The 16,239-nt window shown below is 56.7% G+C and carries 15 protein-coding genes; 8 read left to right on the top strand and 7 right to left on the bottom strand.

The features are described from left to right. Window positions 1-143: 143 nt before the first annotated feature. The 3 genes from HMPREF3164_RS03665 to HMPREF3164_RS10855 all read right to left on the bottom strand — a co-directional run bounded on the left by HMPREF3164_RS03665 (window position 144) and on the right by HMPREF3164_RS10855 (window position 2,945). Complete coding sequence (locus HMPREF3164_RS03665; protein ID WP_070448971.1) at window positions 144-1,070, bottom strand: phosphoribosylaminoimidazolesuccinocarboxamide synthase; 927 nt, start codon at window positions 1,068-1,070, stop codon at window positions 144-146. 239 nt (window positions 1,071-1,309) lie between these two features. Then, window positions 1,310-2,593 carry a phosphoribosylamine--glycine ligase gene (gene purD, locus HMPREF3164_RS03660; protein ID WP_070448984.1) on the bottom strand — a complete coding sequence of 428 codons (1,284 nt, stop codon included), beginning with the start codon at window positions 2,591-2,593 and terminating at the stop codon, window positions 1,310-1,312. 184 nt (window positions 2,594-2,777) lie between these two features. Continuing rightward, the gene (locus HMPREF3164_RS10855; protein WP_210398362.1) at window positions 2,778-2,945 is read right to left on the bottom strand and encodes a hypothetical protein; all 168 of its coding nucleotides are present in this window, start codon (window positions 2,943-2,945) and stop codon (window positions 2,778-2,780) included. Window positions 2,946-2,962: 17 nt separating this feature from the next. On the opposite strand from HMPREF3164_RS10855, the gene HMPREF3164_RS03655 reads away from it, so the two are divergent. The 7 genes from HMPREF3164_RS03655 (at window position 2,963) to HMPREF3164_RS03625 (ending at window position 11,087) form a co-directional block, all read left to right on the top strand. Then, complete coding sequence (locus HMPREF3164_RS03655; RefSeq protein ID WP_070448969.1) at window positions 2,963-3,166, top strand: hypothetical protein; 204 nt, start codon at window positions 2,963-2,965, stop codon at window positions 3,164-3,166. Between the two features lie 46 nt (window positions 3,167-3,212). After that, window positions 3,213-4,274 carry an asparaginase gene (locus HMPREF3164_RS03650; RefSeq protein WP_070448967.1) on the top strand — a complete coding sequence of 354 codons (1,062 nt, stop codon included), beginning with the start codon at window positions 3,213-3,215 and terminating at the stop codon, window positions 4,272-4,274. Further along, entirely contained in the window at window positions 4,271-4,702 is a 432-nt protein-coding gene (locus HMPREF3164_RS03645; protein WP_070448964.1) for a sterol carrier family protein, read from the top strand. Before HMPREF3164_RS03650 ends, HMPREF3164_RS03645 begins: the two co-directional genes overlap by 4 nt. A gap of 143 nt (window positions 4,703-4,845) precedes the next feature. Beyond that, complete coding sequence (locus tag HMPREF3164_RS03640) at window positions 4,846-5,217, top strand: hypothetical protein (protein ID WP_070448962.1); 372 nt, start codon at window positions 4,846-4,848, stop codon at window positions 5,215-5,217. A gap of 217 nt (window positions 5,218-5,434) precedes the next feature. Beyond that, window positions 5,435-7,234, top strand: a complete 1,800-nt coding sequence (gene purF, locus HMPREF3164_RS03635) for an amidophosphoribosyltransferase (protein WP_070448959.1) — start codon at window positions 5,435-5,437, stop codon at window positions 7,232-7,234. Between the two features lie 7 nt (window positions 7,235-7,241). Then, entirely contained in the window at window positions 7,242-8,387 is a 1,146-nt protein-coding gene (purM, locus tag HMPREF3164_RS03630; RefSeq protein ID WP_048754106.1) for a phosphoribosylformylglycinamidine cyclo-ligase, read from the top strand. Between the two features lie 516 nt (window positions 8,388-8,903). Further along, entirely contained in the window at window positions 8,904-11,087 is a 2,184-nt protein-coding gene (locus HMPREF3164_RS03625) for a S8 family peptidase (protein ID WP_246822597.1), read from the top strand. Window positions 11,088-11,209: 122 nt separating this feature from the next. Here the strand turns inward: HMPREF3164_RS03625 and HMPREF3164_RS03620 are convergent, their stop codons facing one another. Continuing rightward, window positions 11,210-12,268, bottom strand: a complete 1,059-nt coding sequence (locus tag HMPREF3164_RS03620; RefSeq protein WP_246822596.1) for a phosphodiester glycosidase family protein — start codon at window positions 12,266-12,268, stop codon at window positions 11,210-11,212. Between the two features lie 350 nt (window positions 12,269-12,618). After that, a complete protein-coding gene (locus HMPREF3164_RS03615; protein ID WP_246822595.1) occupies window positions 12,619-13,269 on the bottom strand; it encodes a TetR/AcrR family transcriptional regulator in 651 nt (216 codons plus the stop codon). A 14-nt stretch (window positions 13,270-13,283) separates the two neighbouring features. On the opposite strand from HMPREF3164_RS03615, the gene HMPREF3164_RS11180 reads away from it, so the two are divergent. Then, on the top strand, window positions 13,284-13,586 hold the full coding sequence (locus tag HMPREF3164_RS11180; protein ID WP_070448956.1) for a hypothetical protein: 303 nt from the start codon (window positions 13,284-13,286) through the stop codon (window positions 13,584-13,586). A gap of 37 nt (window positions 13,587-13,623) precedes the next feature. Here HMPREF3164_RS11180 and HMPREF3164_RS03605 read toward each other — a convergent pair whose 3' ends face one another. Both HMPREF3164_RS03605 and HMPREF3164_RS03600 read right to left on the bottom strand, forming a co-directional pair. Further along, window positions 13,624-13,830, bottom strand: a complete 207-nt coding sequence (locus tag HMPREF3164_RS03605) for a DUF3073 domain-containing protein (RefSeq protein ID WP_013397806.1) — start codon at window positions 13,828-13,830, stop codon at window positions 13,624-13,626. 342 nt (window positions 13,831-14,172) lie between these two features. Continuing rightward, entirely contained in the window at window positions 14,173-16,071 is a 1,899-nt protein-coding gene (locus HMPREF3164_RS03600) for a carbohydrate-binding domain-containing protein (protein ID WP_070448954.1), read from the bottom strand. Window positions 16,072-16,239: the final 168 nt, after the last annotated feature.

Genomic DNA, 16,239 nt, shown 5'->3' with positions numbered 1-16,239 from the left:
CATAATATTCTAGGTAAAAAGAGCAACGCTGCATGAGGAGCATCTGACGTAGAAAATTTCCGCGAGCAGATAATATTTTGACGAGCAGATAACAACCCGTTATCTGCTCGTCAAAATATTATCTGCTCGCGCATTTAGTCTATCTAGAACTTCGTGCCGGTCAGCCTCTCGTAGGCTTCAACATAGCGGGCGCGGGTCTTCTCAACCACATCCTCGGGCAGATGAGGCACGTTATCCGAACCGTCCCAGCCCGATTCCGGTGAGTGCAGCCAGTCGCGCACAAACTGCTTATCAAAGCTCGGTTGGGATTTTCCGGGTTCGTACTCACTCGCATCCCAGAATCGTGAGGAGTCGGGGGTGAGCAATTCGTCGCCAAGGGTGATTTCGCCGCGGTAAGAGTCGGTTCCGAATTCGACTTTGGTGTCAGCCAAAATAATACCCTGCTCGCGGGCGATTTTTTCGGCGGTGCTGTAGAGTTCGAGTGAGAGTTCTTCTAGGCGGTTACCGATTGCGTGCCCTACTTCGGCGTAGAGTTCTTCGCGGGTTACCGGTTCATCGTGCTGGCCTACTTCGGCTTTGCCGGTCGGCGTGAAAATTGGGGTTTCGAGGCGTGACCCGTCCACAAGCCCCGCCGGGAGTTCGATGCCTGCTATGCTTCCGGTGTCGCGGTAACTTGTGAGCCCCGAGCCCGTCAGATAGCCGCGCACAATGCACTCGACCGGGAACATATTGAGCGATTTGCATATCATGGCTCGCCCTGCGACTGATTCGGGCACATCGATTGAAATCACATGGTTTGGGATATGCGAAAGTTGTTGAAACCACCACAGCGACATTTGGGTGAGGATTTTGCCTTTATCGGGGATTTCGGTGGGAAGAATTTTATCGAAGGCACTAATGCGGTCAGAGGCGACAACCATGACGGAGCCTGCGCGGATTTCAGCATCATCACTGACTGTTAGCCCGGCGGCGTCGTAGCGGCTTTCTTCGGGAACGTAAAGGTCGCGTACTTTACCTGAGTAGACGTGCGTCCACCCCGGAATCATGGGTGGGTTGTTGCGGGAATTCATGGGGAGTTCTCCTGTGGGGCGAATGTGCGCGGCGTGTTTACCTATTCTTTACCTTACCGGACAATGCCCACATCCCGCGATATGTGAATCCTGATGAGACCGTAACACGGTATTCTCGGGGTTGGCTGTTAAGTTCTGTTACTTGGCGCCCGCCTGGGATACACCGCGAGCAGGTCGTTTTTTGGTCGAGCCGGTACGGCTCGGCCAAAAAAAACGACCTGCTCGCGGGAATATAGCGGTTAGTTGCGGAGTTCGGGCACGGTAATCGCCCCCTGCACCGCTTTGAGAGCGATATCGGTGCGGTATTGTGCGCCTTCCCAGGTGATGGCTCGTACCCCTTCGTAGGCGGCATCGCGAGCCTGGGCAGGGGTATCGCCCAGGGCCACAACAGCGAGCACACGACCGCCCGCCGTCACAATCTCTTCGCCCGCGACGGCAGTTCCGGCATGCACCACATGCACATTGGGCATAGCGGATGCGCTCTCAAGCCCCGCAATCGCATCGCCCTTACGCGGGGTTCCCGGGTAGTTTTCTGCCGCCATGACCACGTCTACGGCAGTGCGGGGGTCCCATTCCAGGTGGGTGTCTTCGGCGATCTCGCCGCGGGATGCCGCAAGGAGCAGCTGCCCGAGCGGGGTGCGCAGGCGTGCCAGCACCGCCTGGGTTTCGGGGTCGCCAAAGCGAGCGTTGAATTCGATGACGCGCACGCCGCGGCTGGTAACGGCGAGCCCGCAGAAGAGTACACCTACGAACGGGGTGCCGCGTTCTGCCATGCGCGTGATGGTGGGGCGGGCGATCTTTTCGATCACTTCGTCCACAAATCCTTCGGGCAGCCAGTCAAGTGGGGTGTAGGCGCCCATCCCGCCGGTGTTTGGGCCTTCATCGTTGTCAAAGATGCGCTTGAAATCCTGCGCCGGAGACAGCGGGAGCACGTTCTTTCCGTCGCTGATGACGAAGAGCGATACTTCGGGACCGTCCAAGAATTCTTCGATCACCACGGAACCGCCAGCGGCAAAGCAGGCGTTCGCATGCTCTAAGGCAGCGTCCCGGTTCTCGGTGACAACCACGCCCTTACCCGCGGCGAGCCCGTCGTCTTTCACCACATAGGGGGCGCCGAATTCGTCAAGGGCTTGCGCCGCTTCGGCTTCGGTTGTGGCGACGAAGGCGCGGGCGGTCGGTACGTTTGCCTCCTCCATCACCTGCTTGGCGAATGCCTTAGACCCCTCAAGCTGTGCCGCAGCCGCAGAGGGTCCGAAGACCGCGAAGCCTGCCTCGCGCAGGGCATCGGAAACACCGGCGACTAGAGGTGCCTCAGGGCCAATAACCACCAGGTCTGCGGCAAGCTCACGGGCGAGCGCGACAGCCTGCTTGGGGTTATTGGCGTCGATGGCGTGTACCGGAACGTCCTGAGCGATGCCCGCGTTGCCGGGTGCGCTGTGAACTTCGGTTACCTGTGGATCGCGTGCAAGCGCACGGATAATTGCGTGTTCGCGGCCGCCGGGGCCCAGTACCAAAACCTTCATGTACATAAGGGTACCGTGTCGAATGCTACCCGGGCTGGGTTTGTAACACCCCATGACTGTGCTTTTCCCAGTGACCCTCTGCCCCCCCCATAACGTTTTTACCGTGTAACGTTTTGCCCGCCGAATAGTGTCTTGAACCGTTCAGCTGTTTTCCACGTTTTGTGGTTCTCCCCGCGTTCGTAGGTTAGCTGCCCCAAGAGGCGCGGTAGCGAACCTCACCCACAAACGCCTCATATGCTTTCTGTTCTGCGGGAGGGAAGATGAAAATATAGGTTTTCTCACGGCATTTAATACGTGCCTGGATTTTCAGCGCCGGTCCGTAGACTTTTTCCGGTTTTAGCGCGCGTAGCATCCATAACCGCGGTGCTCATGTACGTCTTCTACTTCCCGCAAATTATCGGCAATATCAACGGCCATAAGGACAACTGGATTCAGCCACTCGTTGCCGGCATTAACTGCACGCTGTGGGTGGCATACGGCTTGTGGCGCGAAAAGAAAGACTGGCCCGTTGCAATTGCGAATGTGCCCGGCATTATTTTTGGCGGTACGGCAGCCTTCACCGCGCTCATGTGATTCTATCCGCTAGAATTTCTATTTTTAGCACTATTATTGTGGGTATATGACTTCTCCTCAGCTTTCCCTCACAGACGCCGAACTCGTATTTCAGACTCGTAACGATCTGATCGAGACGACCCACCACGGTATTGTGGTGGTGCTCTCCCCCGAAGGCACCACCGATCTTGCCCTCGGAGACATGAGCCAGCCATTCTTTGCCCGCTCGGCGCTCAAACCTCTGCAGGCTATCGGCACGCTCAAGTCGGGGGCGCCGCTGCGTGGCGCGCAGGTAGCGATCGCGTGCGGGTCGCATCAGGGAACGTTCGAGCAGATGCGCGCGGTTCAAGACGTGCTTCAGGGCGCCGGTGTTGATGCGACCGCCCTGCTCTGCCCCACCGCCTACCCCGCTGATGCACACGCGCACGAACAGATGGTACGCGCGGATTTGGCGAAGACTCCGCTTGCGCATCCGTGTTCGGGTAAGCATGCCGGGTTTCTGTGGGCGTGTGCCGCGCAGCTGGACCGCTCGGTTGTAGACCCGGATTCGCGCCAGTGGACGATGAAGGATTACTGCGACCCTGAGCATCCGCTGCAGCGCATGATTGCTGAGGAGATCGCGAGTTTTACGGGCGAGCCTGTGGGCACATCGGGCATTGACGGATGCGGTGCCCCCGTTGCGGCGGTCTCAGCTCTAGGTCTGGCGCGTGCCTATTCGACGCTCGGCACAGCGATTCGCAATATGGATGCGGATGCGCGCGCCTCGACCGTAGCGACTGCGATGGTGGATTACCCCGAGCTGATTCAGGCCCCCGGCATGCCCGATACGGTGTTGAGTGAGCAACTGGATGCGGTCGTCAAGAGCGGCGCCGCCGGGGTATTGTGTGTGGGTCTGCGTTCTGGCGCATCTGTGGTCGTGAAGATTTCCGACGGTGCAACCCGTGCCGCCTACCCGGTAGCGCTGTGGGCTCTGGAAGCTACGGGGCATCTGCCTTCCGAACAGGTGCAGCAGCTTCTTCCGCAGGTGACTCGCCCCGTGATTGGCGGTGTGCAGGATAATGCGCCCCGCGAGGTTGGAGGGTGGGTTCCTGGCGCGGATTTGGAACCGCTGGTGGGTGAGAACGCGTGAGTGTGCGCCGTCGAGTTTCGGAGGCTGACGGCGCGGCCGCCTTTGCACAGGTCAGACAGGTTTTTGATACTGTGTTTTCCGGAGAAAAACCGCTTGCCGATCAGGAAAATCGAGCCGATATAGAACAAGCGTTCGCTCGCCTGCCGCGTGGCGCGCGCGCTACCGCCGTGCGGTACGCCCTTGAAGAGCTCGCCACGCTCGCCCCCGGCAACAGTGTGGAGGTTCGGGTTCCGCCCTACGGGGTTACCCAGTGTATTGCCGGGCCTCGCCATACCCGCGGCACTCCGCCGAGCGTAGTCGAAACGAGCGGGTTCATCTGGTGTGCGCTGGCTGCCGGTGCCTTGGCTTGGGACGATGCGAGCGCATCCGGACTGCTGACCGCCAGCGGCGAACGCAGCAATCTATCCCGCTACTTCCCGTTGTTCTAGGCGCCGAGCTACCTGACAACGGCACCTCAAGTCTTATCGCGCACGCCCTAGAGCAGACAACATTCCTTCAGCCACGTTGTCCGCACCCCGCCGTCACCAAGAATCATTAGGCAGGATTCACCCCAAAAGATAGACTTGAAGACATGAGTAGCGCACACACACCTTCTAATTCCCACTCTGATTCTTCGGAACCGGAATCCCCCACGCCCGAAGCTGAAGCATCCCCTGAAACCGAGGTTGAGTACTCTCAGGTGCGGGTTCGCCGTGCCCCGTCGGTAGTAGCTTTCATGATGCTGGGGCTCATCATCGGACTTATTGCGGCGTTTATTTCTGTGATCCTGGGTCCAGGAGATCCGTCATATTCTGAAACATCGGTGTTCGGCGTTATCGCGGTTATTTACGGTGCCGTCGGCGTAGCATTGGGTGCCCTCGTGGCCCTGTGGCTTGACCGCCGATCCCTCAAAAAGTCCGTAACGGCGCGAGTTGAGCCAGAGTCCAAAGAAGAGGATGAATAGAAGCGAGCGGCGCATCCTAAAACGCTTGGCGCAGCCACACGTGACATATTCATCACCCCTGCGGGCGTTAAATTTCGTAGTGTACACCACAGAGTGGCGTGAAAGAGGGTAGACTAGACATGTCTGTGTACTCCCCCGAGGGTACAGCTGCCCGGCGGCTCACACACCCGCGCGCAGACAAGACTTTCCCGCAGTCCCAACGTCGAAAAGATGTGAATTGATTCGTCCTGACGGAAAACTCACCCACGATCTCGATCCGATAGACCACGGACCCAAGGACGCCTGCGGCGTATTTGGTGTCTGGGCTCCCGGTGAGGACGTGGCAAAACTAACCTACTACGGCCTGTATGCACTGCAACATCGCGGGCAGGAATCCGCCGGTATCGCAACGAGCAACGGCAAGCGCATCCACGTGTATAAAGACATGGGGCTGGTGTCCCAGGTTTTTGATGAGGCCACGCTCAGCTCTATGCCGGGCGAACACGCTATCGGACATGCACGCTACTCCACGACCGGCGCATCCCATTGGGCGAACGCTCAGCCGACCCTGGGCACCACCCCGCACGGCACGCTTTGCTTGGCGCATAACGGCAACCTGACGAACTCGGCTGATCTTTACGATAAGCTGCTTCAGAAGAACGGCGGCAAGCCCCCGGCGTTTGGTGAGCTGGCTCAGGGTAATACGACCGATACCGCGTTGGTAACCGCGCTTTTAGCCGAGCACGATTTTGATTCTCTAGAAGAAGCCGTTCTCGATCTGCTGCCCACCCTGCGAGGCGCATTCTGCCTCACGTTCATGGATGAACAGACTCTCTATGCAGCGCGTGACCCTCAGGGCGTTCGCCCGCTGGTGCTGGGGCGCTTAGAGCGGGGCTGGGTAGTTGCCTCCGAGACTGCGGCACTCGATATTGTGGGTGCATCCTTTGTGCGCGAGGTTGAACCCGGCGAACTTATTACGATCGACGAAAATGGCTTGCGTTCACACCGTTTTGCTGAGGCAAAACCCGCCGGATGCGTCTTCGAATACGTCTACCTGGCTCGCCCGGATACCACGATTGCGGGGCGCTCTGTCTACGAATCCCGCGTGGAAATGGGGCGCCAACTCGCCCGTGAACACCAGGTCGAAGCAGATTTGGTGATGCCCACGCCAGAATCCGGCGTCCCTGCGGCCATCGGCTACGCCGAGCAGTCCGGCATCCCCTACGGTAACGGCCTAGTCAAGAACGCCTATGTGGGGCGTACCTTCATTCAGCCTTCGCAGACCATTCGCCAGTTGGGTATTCGGCTCAAGCTGAATCCGCTCAAATCTGTGGTTGCGGGCAAACGCCTGATTGTCATTGACGATTCGATCGTGCGCGGCAACACCCAGCGAGCCCTAGTGCGTATGCTTCGTGAGGCCGGGGCGAAAGAGGTTCACGTGCGTATCTCTTCCCCACCCGTGAAATGGCCCTGCTTCTACGGTATCGACTTTGCCTCACGCGCAGAGCTGATCGCAAACGGTCTTTCAGTGGACGAAATTTGCGCTTCTCTCGGTGCCGATTCGCTCGGTTTTATTTCAGAAGACGGCATGATGGCGGCAACCGAGCAGCCCGCGAAAAACATGTGCACGGCCTGCTTCACCGGCAAATACCCGATTGAGCTTCCCTCGGAGGAGCGCCGCGGCAAATCGCTCTTCGATGCCGAAGAAGGCAAGGGCGGTCCGCTCGCCGGTAAGGCGGCGGAGGTAACCGTGGAACGACCGGTTCCTCATAAGCCCGAGCATGCGGAGGCTGTCTCCATTGAAACCCGCACGGGTACCGATACCTTGGAGAACAAGTTCGATACCGCAGCGCTTCCGGTGGTTCAGGCGCAGGCTGGCTCTGGGGCATCCGCATCCGTCGAGTCTGTTCAGGAAGCTCAACAACCGGCACCGGGCATGTGCAACCCCGGTCCCGACGCCGATCTTGAAGCGCTTTTGACCGAGGAAGACTTGGTTCCCGCACACGTTAATTCACGCCCTATAACCCCGAAGGACTAATAAACCCATGAGCGAAAACAGCACCTCTGTAACCTATGCAAGCGCTGGCGTTGATGTTGAGGCGGGCGACCGCGCCGTCGAGTTGATGAAGGATGCGGTGAAGGCGACTCACAACGCTTCGGTAATCGGCGGTGTGGGCGGTTTTGCCGGGCTGTATGACCTCTCGGCTTTGTCCTCATATCGCAAGCCCTATTTGGCGACTTCTACGGATGGTGTGGGCACGAAGGTTGCTATCGCGCAGGCGCTCGATGTTCATGACACGATTGGCTACGACCTGGTGGGTATGGTCGTGGACGATATTGTGGTGTGCGGCGCGAAGCCCCTTTTCATGACCGATTATATTGCTACGGGCAAGGTCGTTCCCGAGCGTATCGCCGATATTGTGCGGGGTATTGCCGGAGCTTGCAAGGTTGCCGGTACCGCGCTGGTGGGCGGCGAGACGGCGGAGCATCCGGGGCTTTTGGCTGAACATGAGTACGATGTTGCCGGTGCCGCAACCGGTCTGGTGGAGGCCGATGAGCTGCTCGGTCCAGACCGCGTGCGCGAGGGCGATGTGCTGATCGGTATGGCATCTTCGGGTATTCACTCGAACGGGTACTCGCTGGTGCGTAAGGTGATCGATGTGGCGGGCTGGGACTTGGATCGTCAGGTGGACGAGCTCGGCCGTACTTTGGGCGAGGAGCTTTTAGAGCCTACTCGCGTGTATGCGGCGGATTGTCTGGATTTGGCGGCTGCGTTCCCGGTCAATGGTACTGATGGGCAGACCGGTCACGGTATTCGCGGGTTCTCGCATGTGACCGGAGGCGGTCTTGCCGCTAATCTGGCGCGTGTTTTACCGCGGGGCTTGGAGGGCCGCGTGGATCGTTCAACCTGGCAGATTCCGGCGATTTTCTCGCTTATCGGTTCGCTCGGTCAGGTTCCACTCGCCGATCTGGAGCGCACCCTGAACCTGGGCGTGGGCATGATTGCGATTGTTGATCCTGCGGTGGCGGATGCTGCGGTGAGTCGTCTGAATGAGCGCGGTATTTCGGCCTGGATTATGGGGGACGTGGTGAAGGCTGGCGGCGCCGAGTTGAATAACCCTGACTATGTGCAGGGTGCCAAGGGCGTTGATGGAGGCGCAGTGCGGCTTTACGGCAGTTACGCGGTCTAGCCTGCGCTCTGACAGGGTTTTACGCTGTAGCGCCCTGCCCTATATCTATAAAACGCGAGCGGATGATTTTTGACGAGACAAATCATCTGCTCGCGTTTTGTGTAAGGCTTCAGCGAGTTTGAAAGACGACGAGCTAATTTTGTGCAGACTTTAAATCTTCACTCAATACTTGGTGAGCTATCATTCATACTTGCGGAAAACTTTAAAGTATTTCAAGACCCTAAATCTCGTATACCAGATAGTGTGATGTATATTAAATACACTATTATTTTCTCCGAAAGAATAAATTAGACCCTAATTTTACCGTGCAAAATCAAGGATTTCACCAATATTTTAATAGTAAAACTTTATGTGTAAATATATTTTAGTGCGAAATCTATAAAAATATTTTGAGTTGAAATACTTTCAAGATGCACTTTTTCAAAACGCCCTATATTCTATTTTTTGATGACGAGTTCAATCACAAATTCGCCATCACATATATTCACTCACACATAACTGAACATAGGACATTTCATGTCACTCATCGAACACCCTACGGTGAAGCGGACCCGCATGGCGGCGCTGAGCGTAGCGGGTATCGCATCCCTGATGGTAGGGCTCTGCGCACCGTCCGCTCACGCCGCACCCGCATCACCGGTATCAACGAAGACCGGAATTCCTGCATCCTCACAGACTGAGGATATTCTGACTGCAACCTCGGTGCAGCAGCAGGAACAGGGCTATGACCGCTTTATCATCAACTATGCCGATCACGCCAAGAACGAGCTCAATTTCGCGGGGCTGGAATCTGGCGAATACTCCGAGTTTGTGCCGGAACTCTACCAAGGCATCGAGAAGAGCGTAAATTCGCTTGACGAGCTCCTCGGCGTTAAGACCACCTATGTGCGTGATACCGCGCAGAATGATTCGGTGGTCTCTCTATCGAAGCCACTGAATGCGCAGCAGGCAAAGCAGTATATGCAGACGCTCGCCGAGAATCCGCAGGTGGACTCGGTCGAGCCGGATCTCAAACGCCAGCCCACCGGTACCCTCCCCGGCTCGGACAAGGTCGATTTCAACGATCCTAAGATGTCACGCCTGTGGGGTTTCACCACCATCAAAGCCGACTATGCACTGAAGCACGCAGGGGATCACCAGGTGACCGTTGCCGTGATCGATACCGGCGTTACCAAGCATTCAGACCTGGATGAGAATGTGCTGCCCGGCTACGATTTCGTGTCGGATGCCTCCGCTGCGCGCGATGGCAACGGACGCGATAACAACCCTCAGGATGAAGGCGACTGGACCACTGAAGGGCAGTGCGGCTCTGGGGTAAAAGCCACCAATTCAACCTGGCACGGCACCCATGTTGCGGGGACTATAGCGGCCGTCGGCAACAACAACATCGGTATTGCCGGGGTAGCCCCGAAGGCCAAGATCGTGCCGGTGCGCGTCCTGGGTGCCTGCGGCGGCTACGATTCAGACATTATTGATGGGATGATCTGGGCATCCGGTGGGTCCGTGAGGGGCGTACCCGCGAACCAGCACCCCGCGCAGGTTATCAACATGTCTTTGGGCGGTGCCGGGAAATGCTCGCGCACCTACAACCGTGCCATCGAGTCCGTGAACAAGCGCGGTAGCATCATCGTAACCTCCGCCGGAAACTCAAATCAGAATGCTTCGGCTCAAATTCCCGGCAGCTGTGACGGCGTGATTAACGTGGGCGCAAGCAACCCTGGAAATTCACGTGCACTCTACTCTAACTACGGCTCGACCGTTGCCGTCAGCGCCCCCGGCGGCGATTTTAGGCAGTCGGGTGTGGGCGTTCTTTCGCTGGTGAATAAAGGCAAGACTGTTCCCGAAAAGGAAGATTACGCCGAATATGAGGGTACCTCGATGGCGGCTCCTCACGTTGCGGGCGCGATTGCCATCATGCGGTCAAAATACCCGAACCTGAGCTACGAGAAGGCTCTAGATATTCTGAAATCCACCGCTAACCCGATCACCTGCGATCGTGACTATTGCGGCGCCGGCATTATAGATGCGGCTAAGGCGATGGATAAGGTCGATGAGCTCGTAGAATCGGAGAAACAGCCGAGCCCCGCACCGACTCAGCCTGCACCATCCGAACCCGCTAAGCCTGTACCCGCGCCGTCCGACAGCTCTACTCCGGCACCGGCTGAGACCTCAAAGCCCGCGCCTGCGCCCACACCTACCCCAACGCCTGCGCCGAGCAAGCCTGCACGCCCGATTGGACCCCCGCCGTCGAAGCCTCTGCCCACGCTGCCTCCATATGAGGAACAGCTGCCGGTTCTGCCGATCAAGCCCAAACCTTCACCGAAGCCTACCAAGCCCGCACCGGTTGAGACTCCTAAGCCGAGCCCGGCTCCTGTGGAAACCAAGAAGCCCGAGCCCGCGCCTTCGGAGTCTTATAAGCCAGCGCCTCCTTCATGGTGGTACTGGTACGACTACCCGGGTCAAGGCTACTACTCCCCCAGCCCCTGGTACGATCCCTGGTCGGGATACGGTGCATGGAATCGCTGGGATTACGGATACGGTTCTTGGGGCGGTTGGGGATACCACCGCGGACACCGTGGAAGCTGGCACAACACTTCGTGGATGTACCGTTCAGGGCATCCGTGGTGGGCATCGTACCCCTACGGCTGGGGTAACAGCTACCGCGGCTACGGCTACTATAACGTAGGCTACCGCTACTAAAAGCCCTTGGAATATAAACTTTGACTAGGCTATATGCCCGTTGGGAAATATTTCCCAACGGGCATATGTGTATTTTCACAGCTCAAGGATTTTACCCGATTCGCCGTACCCATAAATTCGCATCATGTTACGAAGAATGCGTGGCAAGCTCGCGTGAGCGCTCGTTTTGCTCCGTAGTCTGCGGAGGCGGTGCTGGCAGGAAAACCCACCGACGCTGTACCGCGAAACTGAGGGGAATCAAGGTCAGCTCGGTCAGGATCTTCGCCACGATGAGCATGACCCCGAGAGCGGTGAGAACCTCCATCAGCATTGACTAGCTGGTTGTTGAAGACCATCACCGAGGATCCGCCGCCGTCTAGGTTATAGGCACTCACGCATCCGAGTTCCTTGAACATATAGGCAAATTCGGGCATGGTAACTCCGCGCGAATACCCGTCGGAACGCCCATCGACCACGATAAATACGAGGTGGTTCTGACCGAGCACGCCCACGCCGGTACGCGGCTGGTTGCCTTGGATGGAGTGGTTGCCGAAGTTGGTATCGACCTCAACCTGATCGATGCCGCTGACAACCTCTGAGTCCCGCACGAGCGCAGGTCCGAAGGAAAGCGTATTCCAGACCCCTTCGTTGAGGAGCTGCTGCGCGTTCGTGCCGGTTTCGTCGTAGAGTTTGACGGAGCCGTCTTGGTAGAACGCGAGCCCTTCACGGGCGCCGGAATCGCGGTATGCCACACCGTTGCGAATGACGATGCCGGTGTCACGGAACCCGTAGTAGTCGCCGTTAATCGCCCAGATGCCGTTGTGCTGCGCGGCGATATTGGAGGGCGTATCGATAATGTTTTGCCCGAATTTGTTGTTGGCGAAGGCTCCGCGCAGCAGGGTCATGGCGTTGAGTTTGATCTCTGCGGCAAAGGAAACGACCGCGTTATTGCCGCTTCCTTCGGTGGATTTAGTAATGGTGATAGAGCCTTCACTGGCGCCCAGACCATCAGAGGTGACCTTAACGTTGGTGAGTTCGCTGGGGCTTAAGGCACCGTCAGATGATGAATTATTATTCTTTGCTTGTTGTGATTTTTCATAGGCTACGGTGTCGTCAATCTGCGTATGCTCGGCAAGATAACGATTATATGCCCAGCCAGCACCAACACCCGCGACGGCAAGGGTGCCGAGGCCGCCTCCCAAGAGAACGCGCCTAGTTACTTTCTTTTCTTGGGTTTTTGGGATGTTTCAGCAGTCTCTTCGACCTGTTCGACTGGCAGTGTTGCGGTAGTATTTTCGTTCTTCATGATTCTAGAATGCGTGGCATTTATCGTTTTAAAACATGAAGAAGCTATGTTTTAGCTATGTATGAGTATTCATTTCCGGGGGTTGTCTCACCATGCGCATATACTTCACACAGCTTGATGCATTAGACGCAAGGGCGTTTTAGTCCGATTTCTATTTCGCGGGTTATCGTGCATCGAGCGACTTAAATAACCGCAAAATGCACAATAACTCGCAAAATAAGCCTGTCGAATCTACGTGATACGCACTTACGCGCCGGTGAGGTTATCGAGGTGCCGCTTTGTGACGGAGTCGAAAAGATCAAGACTCTGTGCGGAGCGTGCTATCAGCTGCGCGCCCTGCACCGTGCAGAATAAGGACTCCGCCTCTGCCTGCGCGTGCTCGGGATCGTACCCGGCATGCTCAAAACGCTCGGCGAGCCAGCGAATATTCTTAGCCTGAAAGTCTGCGGTGTTAATCTCGGCAGGCTCACGGTTTTCAGCTTGGGCGCGCAAGGGCACGAACGTGGCATTGATATGCGTTCCCCGTTTCGCCGTCTTCTTGCCCTCTTCAGCATCGTGAGCGGATGCGCTCTGCCCCAGGGATTCCAGCGCCAACATTGAGCAGAGGCAGAGTTTATAGCCCTGTTCCAGGTTCGCGCGGTAGGGCCTCATATAGACTTCGAGTTCTTCGCGGAGGCTGTGTGCCGCCTCCACGCCCTGGCGTAGCGTCTCAAAAAAGTCTGTGCTGTACTTTTCGAAGGCTGCACGCACGAGATCTGATTTCACAGGGAAATAGTAGTGAATGCTGGGTTTTTTGATGTTCATTTTGCGCGCTATATCTGCGTAACTGAAACCGCTGACGCCGTTCCTTTGGATATAGTCGGTGGCTATGCGCACAATATCATCTTTGGTTCCCATCATTCTCTCCTTATATGATCGTTAAAATCCCCACGACCGCCGGCGCGGGGGCTGCGATGCGAATTCACCTTGCCATCACTGCGGTAACCGAGGACAATTCCCGCGAGCGCGATTTCATTGTCGGGAATATCCGGGTGGGCACGGACCTTATTCGGGTATTGTACATTTTCGTAGGTGACACTATCGTATCCACACCGCAGGATGCCCGCCAGCATCAGCAGATGCGCAAACGAACCAACATGAAAACCCGTAGACCGCTCAAGCACGCCCGCAGAGTATACAAAAAACCGGCCCAAGTCACCCTGCAGGGTGCTTAAGCCGGTTCGCGTATGAGCGTAACGCTAGGCTCTACCGCTACACCTCATCATCATATTTGGCATATTTCTCCGCGTATGCCGAGTAATCATCCTCATCATCATAGCGACGAGAAGATGATTCGGAGGATTTAGTGTTCTTAGCGTTGAGCTCGCGCTCAAGTGCACTGTAGTCGGTCTCGGGGCTGAAGTACTTCATCTCCCGAGCCTGCCGTGTTGCCTTAGCCTTCTGACGGCCGCGCCCCATGGCGTGACCCCCTCTTTCCTCATGTCCGCAGCCACCACACCCAAGGCGCGCATAACCCACGGATCGCTCTCTAGTCTTTCCTATGTTCTAGGGTACCTTGTTTTACCCCTCAATGTCTTGTTGATTGACAGATTCATGCTCAGAAAATCTATCGAATCTTCAGTTTCTTCGCCCAAAACCCGGCGAATTATGCATAAGGTTTGGGCTCCACCTCGCGCATTATACGCTGATGTGGAGCCCAAACCTTTGTAGGAGCCTTCTATAAGAGCCGCGCGTAGCAACCCATCTCTACAAGCCCGAGACTCAAAGATTTTATCCCAAAGTCCCTGGGAACAACCCGCACTAGCTGGCTGTAAAGCTACCTAGCTCGGTCGCACCGGATGCCAACGACGCTGCGTTGGAGTCCACAGCCGATGTTGTAGTGTACACCGTGTAACTCTGACCCTTGACGATCGATGAGCTAGAGACGAGAACCAACTGCACATTCGACTTGGTGACTTTATAGTTAGCCACCACCTTACCAGATGAATCCGCTACTTGAACCGTGGATCCTTGCTCAAATCCGGAACTATTGGTCAGTTTCAGGTAGCCGCTCGTCGAGTTGGTGGAAGGAGCCTCGAACATATCTGCCGTGCTGCCGCTGAGAACCGTGGCACCGTTGAGGAGCAAGTCGCCGTTGGTATCCAGCGCAGCGTTACCGCCTTGGCTGGGACCGTTCACTATCAGCGTTCCTCCAGAAAGAGTTGTGACACCGTTCGAATCAATGCCATCGCCCTCAGCATTGACGGTAACGTGACCGCCGCTCACGTTGATTGCAGCATCGATAACCTCAAAGGTTCCGCCACCACCACCGGGCATACCACCCTGCGGGGGCTGGCCCATCCCCTGCTGGCCGGTACCTGTAGTTCCGTTCTGAGACGTGCCGTCCTGGGCGTTACCGCCGGGCATTGCCGGAGGCTGACCCATGTTCTGGTTGCCTTGGTTCTGGGTGTTGTTCTGCTGCTGACCGGTACCTGTGGTTCCATTCTGCGACGTGCCGTCCTGCGAGGACCCAGACATCGCAGGAGGTTGTCCTTGCGGAGGTTGACCCGTCCCCTGCTGTTGTTGATTGGAGGTTCCGTTCTGCTGCCCACCCGGCAGGCTGCCCTGCTGCTGGTTGTTCTGCTGCTGATCGGCAGTATCAGAGGTGTTCGCGGATGAATCCGTACTCTCAGAATCGCTCGTCTTCAGCGAGGCATTCATGCCGTCATCCTCACTTGTGACGTTTACATCGCCGCCAGAGACGTTGATGTACTGTGCCTCAATGCCTTCATCGGACTGTTCAACCGTCAGGGAGCCCCCGGAAATTTCGACGACCCGAGAGGCTTTGAAACCGTCATCTCCCGCATTCACGGTCACGGTACCGTTGCTCAGGCGGGTCCAGCCCTGACCTTCGTCGGTATCGTTAGTGGACTTGATGCCGTCCTGCTGCGCGGTCACGTTAATAGTGCCGCCTAGGATATCCACATAATCCTTGCCCTTGATACCGGTGTTCGCCGCATTGACCTCAAGAGTGCCGCTGGCAATCACAAGGCCGTCACTCGTGTGAATACCGTCTTCGTGGTTGCCGTTCACCTTCAGGGTGCCTTCACCCGCAATCGTCAGGTCGGCCTTGGAATAGACCACGGCATCCGGATCATCTTCCCCCGTTGCGGTGTAGTCTGCACCGTCGCTTATCGTATTGGTGGTGCCAGATGCGCTGTAAAGAATAACCTCGTCAGCGTTTACCACGTTCAGCGCGGCACCGCTGGAATTCGTGATGTTTGCGTTATCGAGAACGAGCCGAACCGCGTCGCTGTCAGCGGTTTCAACCTTGATCTGCCCCTGGTATTCGCCGGAGAGTTTGTACGTGCCAGCCTTCGTGATGGTCAAGGTGCCATCTTCAACGGTAACGCCGTCCGTTGCGGTGGGGTTTGACAGGTCAATCGCGGTTTCGGAGGAAGTGTCCCAGCTGAGATCCTGTTCCGAATAGTGAGTATCGACGTCGAGTTTTTCGCCGCTCTTTACGTTGGTCGAGAATGACGAGTTACTGGCGGCAGTATCGGTGGCGGTTGCCGAGGATGTTGTCGCAGTCGTACCGACTGAGCTATCCGCCGCCGTCGTGCCAGAGGCGAGGGCGTTGCTTGTAGTTGAGCATCCGGTGAGCGCAAGCGTCGCGAGCAAAGTTACCGAGGTTGCCGAAGTCAGTATTTTTTTATTCATGGGGAAAGAATCACTTTCTATCTACACTGTTTGAGCAGTTTGTGAGTATTTTCAGGGTTTACATCCGAATTCTACGGGGTAACGGGTACCAGCCGCATCAAATTCACGGGTTCCTGCAGGCTCCTGATGTATGTGTCGTGTGATAGAAATTGGATTTTCTGATGCATA

The sequence above is a fragment of the Rothia sp. HMSC08A08 genome (assembly GCF_001808385.1).
GTDB lineage: Bacteria > Actinomycetota > Actinomycetes > Actinomycetales > Micrococcaceae > Rothia > Rothia dentocariosa.
This window is presented reverse-complemented; position numbering and strand designations above follow the sequence as displayed.